We start from the raw sequence: 2961 nt of genomic DNA, 5'->3' as shown, positions 1-2961 counted from the left end.
CCAATACCCTGATGCCGTGAGATACCGGATCGCGCATATGCATGACGGGCTATTTTGGCCGTGTTTATAGAGTGATGTTGATGAGAGAGAGGATATGTCTGAATTAATCGAACGTGTAAAAACAGCATTTGAGCAAGTGTTTGGTTATGCACCAACCCATGGTATTCAAGCACCAGGGCGAGTGAATATCATTGGTGAACATACTGATTACAATGATGGTTTTGTGCTGCCGTGTGCCATTAACTACCAAACCGTCGTTGCGGCAGCAAAACGTGCTGATAACTACGTGCGTGTTGTTTCAGTTGATTATGGTAACGCGACAGATGAATTTGATCTCACACAAGAGATCACCTTTCAGCCGGAAAAAATGTGGGCTAACTATATCCGTGGTGTAGTGAAGTGTTTATTAGCGCGTGGTTACGTACTACAAGGCGCGGATATCTGCGTCAGCGGTAATGTACCACAGGGCGCTGGGCTAAGTTCGTCGGCAGCACTGGAAGTGGTGATCGGGCAAACATTTAAAACGCTGTTTAATCTACCGATCACTCAGGCAGAGATTGCACTTAATGGCCAGCAGGCTGAGAACGAATTTGTCGGCTGTAACTGCGGCATTATGGATCAGATGATCTCTGCACAAGGTCGTAAAGACAGTGCCATGCTACTCGATTGCCGTAGCCTTGCTACAGAATCTGTTTCTATGCCAAAAGATCTAGCCATTGTTATTATCAATTCAAATAAACAGCGCGGATTGGTTGATAGCGAATACAACACCCGCCGTCAGCAGTGTGAAGAGGCTGCGGCTATGTTCGGGGTAAAAGCCCTGCGCGATGTCACACTTGAGCAGCTTAACGCACAAGCACATCAGCTCGATACGCAAGTATTCAAACGTGCGCGCCATGTGATCACTGAAAATATACGCACACGCCAAGCAGCCCAGGCTTTGCAAGTACAAGATATGCATACACTCGGTGTACTAATGGCTCAGTCACACACCTCAATGCGCGATGACTTTGAGATCACCGTTCCCGAAATTGACACGTTAGTCACTATTGTTAAAACAGTGATCGGTGAACAAGGCGGAGTCAGAATGACAGGTGGCGGCTTTGGGGGTTGTATTGTTGCGTTGATCCCCCCGTATTTAGTTGATGAAGTCACTGCAGCAGTTGCCGCAGAGTATCCGGTTGCTACCGGCCTGCAAGCTTCGATTTATGTTTGCCAAGCTCAAGATGGCGCGGGTCTGATTGATCTGGGGTAATCACCGCACTCTATATATTTAGCGTAGATATATACGGATATAGATCATCTGTACATTCGAAAACAGCACCGACACTGATGGGATAAGACCATGCATCGATCGCCCGATTTTACATCAACAATGACACAACCTTGGCTGGTAGACGGTCTGCCCGCACAATTGGTGACGTTGACCAACCGTTGCGGTATGCAACTGACGCTGATGGATATTGGGGCGACGTGGTTAAGTTGTTGTTTACCGTTACAAACTGGTGAGCTGCGCGAAGTTCTGCTTGGGGTCAGTACGCTGGATGATTTTATGCGCCAGTCAAGTTACATGGGGGTAACGGTTGGGCGTTATGCCAACCGTATTGCCCATGGTTGCTTTACACTTGAGGGGCATGTACACCGGGTATCGGTGAATCAAGCTGGTCATTGTTTGCACGGTGGTCAGCAAGGGTTTCATCATCGCCGTTGGGCTATTGAGTTACAAACAGATAATCAGGTGACTTTTTCACTCGTTTCCTCCGATGGCGATCAAGGTTTTCCTGGCAATCTGACGGTCCGTGTTACTTATCGACTGACAGATGTGAATCAAGTTGAGATCCATTACCGGGCAACCACCGATCAGGCTACACCGGTGAATCTCACCAACCATGCATATTTTAATCTGCACGGAGCAGAGAGCGATCACGACTGCCGATTGCACCGTTTGCGTATTCACGCTGCGTATTTTTTACCAACCAATCAAGACGGTATTCCTGAAAACAGTTTAAAAACAGTCACGGGAACAGGGTTTGATTTTTTGCAGGGAAAGCAGGTTGCTGAGCATTTTTTACGGGATCAAGCGCAGATCGCCGTGAAGGGATATGACCACAGTTTTTTGTTTGACCCGGCTCGTGATCTCCAGCTTCCGGTGGCAGAACTCACCTCTCTCGATCAGGAAATACAGATGCAAGTCTTTACTGATAAACCCGCAATGCAACTGTATACCGGTAATTGGCTGGCTGGAACACCCAACCGCAGAGGAGGGGCATACTCTGATTTTGCGGGGCTGGCATTAGAAACTCAATTTTTGCCCGACTCGCCAAACCACCCTGACTGGCCACAGCCCAGCTGTATTCTGTATCCCGAAAATGTATACCGCTCTACAACGGTTTATCAGTTCCATTATGGGTGTAGGGGTAACTCAGCGTTTCGGTGCGGTGAAGTAAATATTAAAAGTAATTAAGCACATACATATTTAAAGGGGGCATGTAATGGAAAAGGTCAAATATACTGATTTTGCTAAGCTTGAAATACGTACGGGGAATATCGTACAGGTTAAGCGCCATGAAAATGCAGATAAGCTATATATAGTGCAAATTGACGTAGGTGATCAGCAGTTACAAACTGTGACCAGTTTAGTGCCTTACTACAGTGAAGAGACGTTATTGGGAAAACAGGTTGTGGTGCTGTGCAATCTGGAAAAAGCCAAAATGCGTGGCGAAACGTCAGAGTGTATGTTGCTTTGCGCAGAGACAGATGACGGTGCAGAGAGTGTGTTACTCGCGCCTGAGCGTGTTATGCCTGCAGGGGTGAAAATTGTATAAATAGCGCTAACCCTACCGCTGCAACCACAGTACTGCAGGAAAATATTAGCAATAATCAAAACAGATTGATTTTTCACATGGGTCTGAATTTTCTCGGGGATATATTCCCAATTCAATCTCAAAAAATAAACAATTG

General features: G+C 46.7%; 3 protein-coding genes. All 3 read left to right on the top strand.

Translation table 11 applies throughout. The features are described 5' to 3' along the window. Window positions 1–94: 94 nt before the first annotated feature. Complete coding sequence (gene galK / locus ACRC27_RS07905) at window positions 95–1255, top strand: galactokinase (protein WP_438639602.1); 1161 nt, start codon at window positions 95–97, stop codon at window positions 1253–1255. Between the two features lie 90 nt (window positions 1256–1345). Further along, the gene (gene galM, locus ACRC27_RS07900) at window positions 1346–2464 is read left to right on the top strand and encodes a galactose-1-epimerase (protein ID WP_438639601.1); all 1119 of its coding nucleotides are present in this window, start codon (window positions 1346–1348) and stop codon (window positions 2462–2464) included. A 28-nt stretch (window positions 2465–2492) separates the two neighbouring features. Continuing rightward, window positions 2493–2825 (top strand): tRNA-binding protein, encoded by a 333-nt coding sequence (locus ACRC27_RS07895; RefSeq protein ID WP_438621984.1) that lies wholly within the window; start codon window positions 2493–2495, stop codon window positions 2823–2825. Window positions 2826–2961: the final 136 nt, after the last annotated feature.

This window comes from Plesiomonas sp., from assembly GCF_051650925.1.
Taxonomy (GTDB): Bacteria; Pseudomonadota; Gammaproteobacteria; order Enterobacterales; family CAMTGL01; genus Plesiomonas.
Note: the sequence above shows the minus strand (reverse complement) of the source record. Positions and strands in the feature narration are given on the sequence as shown.

Bases quoted from the DNA above. Each gene is read 5' to 3' on its own strand.
- galM (WP_438639601.1), top strand. From the start codon at position 1,346: ATGCATCGATCGCCCGATTTTACATCAACAATGACACAACCTTGGCTG.
- galK (WP_438639602.1), top strand. From the start codon at position 95: ATGTCTGAATTAATCGAACGTGTAAAAACAGCATTTGAGCAAGTGTTT.
- ACRC27_RS07895 (WP_438621984.1), top strand. From the start codon at position 2,493: ATGGAAAAGGTCAAATATACTGATTTTGCTAAGCTTGAAATACGTACG.